The sequence below is a fragment of the Sphingomonas sp. 66-10 genome (genome assembly GCF_001897045.1).
Lineage (GTDB): Bacteria > Pseudomonadota > Alphaproteobacteria > Sphingomonadales > Sphingomonadaceae > Sphingomonas > Sphingomonas lycopersici.
On the sequence record NZ_MKRR01000167.1, the window covers coordinates 13121 to 17331 of the forward strand.

The 4211-nt window shown below is 67.5% G+C and carries 6 protein-coding genes; 3 read left to right on the forward strand and 3 right to left on the reverse strand.

All coding sequences use genetic code 11. From position 1 onward, the window contains the following. From BGN95_RS26105 to BGN95_RS26115, 3 genes are all read right to left on the reverse strand, one after another. Positions 1 to 935: homocysteine S-methyltransferase family protein (locus BGN95_RS26105; protein ID WP_286774553.1), on the reverse strand; the 935-nt coding region annotated here is incomplete at its 3' end. Positions 936 to 1083: 148 nt separating this feature from the next. Next, complete coding sequence (gene metF / locus BGN95_RS26110) at positions 1084 to 2025, reverse strand: methylenetetrahydrofolate reductase [NAD(P)H] (RefSeq protein ID WP_265269823.1); 942 nt, start codon at positions 2023 to 2025, stop codon at positions 1084 to 1086. Then, entirely contained in the window at positions 2022 to 2981 is a 960-nt protein-coding gene (locus tag BGN95_RS26115) for an ArsR/SmtB family transcription factor (protein ID WP_265269821.1), read from the reverse strand. Before BGN95_RS26115 ends, metF begins: the two co-directional genes overlap by 4 nt. A gap of 138 nt (positions 2982 to 3119) precedes the next feature. Between BGN95_RS26115 and BGN95_RS26120 the strand changes: the two genes are divergently transcribed. The 3 genes from BGN95_RS26120 to BGN95_RS26130 form a co-directional block, all read left to right on the forward strand. Then, a complete protein-coding gene (locus tag BGN95_RS26120) occupies positions 3120 to 3446 on the forward strand; it encodes a hypothetical protein (RefSeq protein WP_265269820.1) in 327 nt (108 codons plus the stop codon). 26 nt (positions 3447 to 3472) lie between these two features. Continuing rightward, complete coding sequence (locus BGN95_RS26125) at positions 3473 to 3634, forward strand: hypothetical protein (RefSeq protein ID WP_179511303.1); 162 nt, start codon at positions 3473 to 3475, stop codon at positions 3632 to 3634. Then, positions 3631 to 4211: aldo/keto reductase (locus BGN95_RS26130; RefSeq protein ID WP_286774522.1), on the forward strand; the 581-nt coding region annotated here is incomplete at its 3' end. The genes BGN95_RS26125 and BGN95_RS26130, both read left to right, overlap by 4 nt.

Here is a 4211-nt window from a genome sequence, read left to right on the forward strand (position 1 = left end):
GCCGGGGTCGAGCCGCAGCAGCCGCCGAGCACATTGACCTGTCCCGCCACCGCCCATTCGCCGACCAGCCCCGCGGTGGTCGCGGGCGCCTCGTCATAGGCGCCCAGTTCGTTGGGCAGCCCGGCATTGGGATAAACCATGATCAGCGTGTCAGCTATTTCGCTTAACACCTTGACGTGCGGCCGCAATTGCTCCGCGCCGAACGAGCAGTTGAGCCCGATCGTCAGCGGCCGCGCGTGGCGCACGGCATGCCAGAACGCCTCGACCGTATGGCCGGAGAGGTTGCGCCCCGAAAGGTCGGTCAGCGTCATCGACAGCATGATCGGCAGATCGCGCCCCAGCGCCTCGCCCGCCTCGATCGCGGCCATCACCCCGGCCTTGGCGTTCAATGTATCGAACACCGTCTCGATCAGCACGAAATCGACCCCGCCCTCGACCAGCGCGTCGATCTGCTCGCGGTAAACATCCTTGAGATAATCGAAATCGATCTCGCGATAGCCGGGATCGTTGACGTCGGGGCTGAGCGACAGCGTCTTGTTGGTCGGCCCGATCGCCCCCGCGACGAAGCGCGGGCGGCCGTCCTTCGCGGCAAATTCGTCCGCCACGCGCCGCGCGAGCTTGGCGCTCTCGACATTGATCTCGCGCACCAGATGCTCGGCGGCATAATCGGCCTGGCTGATGCGGTTGGCGGAGAAGGTATTGGTCTCGGCGATATCCGCCCCCGCCTCGAAATAGGCGCGGTGGATCGATTCGGGCACCTCGGGCTTGGTCAGCGCCAGGATGTCGTTATTGCCCTTCTGATCGCGCGCCAGCCCGAGATCGCCGGCATAGTCCGCCTCGGCGAGCTTCCAGCCCTGGATCTCGGTGCCGAACGCGCCGTCGGTGATCAGGATGCGCTTGGCCGCCTCGGCATTGAACGCGTCACGTACACTCATGATAAATCCTCAGACCCGCTACGAACTGCCCGCTTCGTCATCCCGGCGAAGGCGGGGATCCATTCTGGCTGGTCCATCGACTCGAGCCGCACCCCCGGCGTGAATGGATTCCCGCCTTCGCGGGAATGACGAGGGAAAAAATTAAGCATTACGCCGCAGCCGCTTGCGCACCGATCTTGGCGCGCACACCGAGCAGGTGGCAGATCGCGAAGGACAGTTCAGCGCGGTTCAACGTGTAGAAATGGAATTGCTTCACCCCGCCGGCGTAGAGCTTGCGGCACAATTCGGCGGCGAGCGTCGCGGCGACGAGCTGGCGCGCATCGGGCAGATCGTCGAGCCCGGCGAACACACGCCCCATCCACGCCGGCACCGCGGTGCCGCACATCGCGCTCATCCGCTGGACCGCGGCGAAATTGGAGACCGGCATGATCCCCGGCACGATCTCCGCCGCGATCCCCGCCGCGGCGACGCGATCGCGATAGCGGAAGAAGGTTTCGGGCTCGAAGAAGAATTGCGTGATCGCGCGGGTCGCCCCGGCGTCGATCTTGCGCTTGAGATTGTCGAGATCGGCCGCCGCATCGGGCGAATCCGGGTGGCTCTCGGGATAGGCGGCGACCGACAGCTCGAACGGATGCAACCGGCGCAACCCGGCGACCAGCGCCGCGGCATTCTCATAACCGCCCGGCCACGCGCTATAACGCTCGCCTGCCACCGGCGGGTCGCCGCGCAGCGCGACGATATGCCGCACCCCGGCCGCCCAATATTCGCGCGCCACCGCGTCGATCTCCTCGCGCGTCGCCTCGACGCAGGTGAGGTGCGCCGCCGCGGGGATCGCTGTCTCGCGCGCGATCCGCGCGACGGTGGCGTGGGTCCGTTCGCGGGTCGAGCCGCCGGCGCCATAGGTCACCGAGACGAAGCGCGGCGCGAGCGGCGCGAGCGTGCCGATCGACTGCCACAAGGTCTCTTCCATCTTCTCCGTCTTGGGCGGGAAGAATTCGAAGCTGACGTCGATGTCGCCCGCGACATCGGCATAGAGCGGCGCATCGAGCGCGCGGCGCGCCTCCTCCAGCTGGTTGAGCGATAGGGTCATGCCGCTTTTACCTCTTTCAGGGCCGCGCCGTGGCGGACGCCGAGCCACAATTTCACCGTCAGCTCGCCTCCGGCGAGCGTCTCCACCTGCGCCAGCGTCAGCCCGGCCGCGGCGAACCACCGCTCGATCTGCGCGTCGGAGAAGCCGAGCCGGGTATGCGCATCCTGCGCGCGCAATTCCTCGCGATCGTGCGGCGCGAAATCAGCGATCAGCAGCCGGCCGCCCGGCGCGAGCACCCGCGCCGCCTCGGCGATCGCCGCCCCCGGCTGCTGCGCGAAATGCAGCACGTGGTGGATGATCGCGACGTCGGCCTCGCCGTCGCCCATCGGCAACGCATAGAGATCGGCCTGGCGCAATTCGACATTAGCGAGCCCCTGCTCGCCCAATTTGGCGCGCGCCAGCCGCAGCATCTCGGAGCTGCGGTCGATCCCCAAAGCGGTCTCCGCGCGCGGCGCGAACAATTCGATCATCCGCCCGGTGCCGGTGCCGATATCGATCAGTCGTCCGACCGGCGCGTCGCCCAGCGCGGCGAGCATCGCTTCCTCGACCTGCTCCTCGGCGATGTGGAGCGAGCGGATCGCGTCCCACTGCCCGGCATTCGCCTCGAACCACGCCGCCGCGGAGGCCGCGCGATCGGCGCGCACCGCGGCGAGCCGCGCGACGTCCGCCGCCGCCTGGCGATCGGGGCTGGCCGCATCCCAGCCGTCGAGCGCCGCCGCGACCGGCGCCACCGCATCGGCCGGCCCGAGCGCGACGAATACCCAGCTTCCCTCTTTGCGCCGCTCGGCCAGCCCGGCGTCGCACAGGATTTTCACATGCCGCGACACGCGCGGCTGGCTTTGCCCCAGCACCTGCGCCAGTTCGCCGACCGACAGCTCCATCGTGCGCAGCAGACGCACGATGCGCAGTCGCGACGAATCGGCCAGAGCACGGAAGATTTCGAGCGCATCGATCATCGAGATGAAGATATAAAGATATCTTTATATGAGGTCAACGCACCCCAAAACGATGAAATCGTTGCGGAGCCGGCGCGGCTGCGCCAATTTGCCGCCCGATGCCGCCTGCCCGGCATCAGGCAAAAAGGGAGATTCGATATGAAGCGTATCGCCATTACCGCCGTCGCGGCCGCCGCTCTCATCAGCCTCGGCGCGTGCAGCAAGAATGCGCAGGACCAGAGCCTCGAAGCCGCCAATGCGGTCGGCGCCGATGTCAGCGCGACCGCCAGCAACGCGGTCGGCGACGTTCAGGCCGCCACCGATCAGGCGCTCAACGGTGCCAGCGCGGCGATGGACAATGCCGGCGACGCGGTAAAGAACAAGGCCGACAAGGCGGGCGACACGATCAAGCACGGCGCCGAAAAGGCACGCGACGCCGCCGGCGGCGCGCTGAAGGATGCCGGCAACGCGATCCAGAACCATTGATCGGGCGGGCGGCGGCGGGCGCGTTATTGGCGCTGCTCGCCGCCTGCTCCGCGCAACCGACGCTGCCGGATGCTAGCGTCGATCATGACCAGCAATTGAGCGAGGCGGCCGCGATGCTCGACGCCAATAGCGTCAGCGCGGCGGCCGTACTGCACAACGACGAAGATGGGGACGAGGACGGACAATGAGCACACGTCGTCTTGGCGCCAGCGAGCTTGAGATCACCCCGCTCGTGCTGGGCGGCAATGTCTTCGGCTGGACCGCAGACCGCGCGGCGAGCTTCGCGGTGCTCGACGCCTTCGTCGATGCGGGCGGGACGATGATCGACACCGCCGATGTCTATTCGGCCTGGGTGCCGGGGCATCAGGGCGGCGAATCCGAGACGATGATCGGCGATTGGCTGCGCAACAGCGGCAAGCGCGACAAGGTGCTGATCGCCACCAAGGTCGGGATGCTTCCTGGCGAAGGCGGCGAGAAGCTCGCCCCGGCGCGGATCGCCGCGGCATGCGAGGCCTCGCTCCGCCGGCTTGGCACCGATCGCATCGATCTTTACTTCGCGCACCAGGACGATGAGGCGGTGCCGCAGGAAGCCGCGCTCGAAGCGTTCGGCAAATTGGTCGCGGCGGGCAAGGTGCGCGTGCTCGGCGCCTCCAACTTCCATGCCGCGCGGCTCCAGTCGGCGAACGAGGCGGCCAAGGCCGCCGGGCTGCCGCATTATCAGGTGCTCCAGCCCGAATATAATCTCGTCAGCCGCCACAAGTTCGA

Excerpts from the sequence above, each read along its gene's own strand:
- metF (WP_265269823.1), bottom strand. The coding sequence starts at position 2,025 with ATGACCCTATCGCTCAACCAGCTGGAGGAGGCGCGCCGCGCGCTCGAT.
- BGN95_RS26120 (WP_265269820.1), top strand. The coding sequence starts at position 3,120 with ATGAAGCGTATCGCCATTACCGCCGTCGCGGCCGCCGCTCTCATCAGC.
- BGN95_RS26115 (WP_265269821.1), bottom strand. The coding sequence starts at position 2,981 with ATGATCGATGCGCTCGAAATCTTCCGTGCTCTGGCCGATTCGTCGCGA.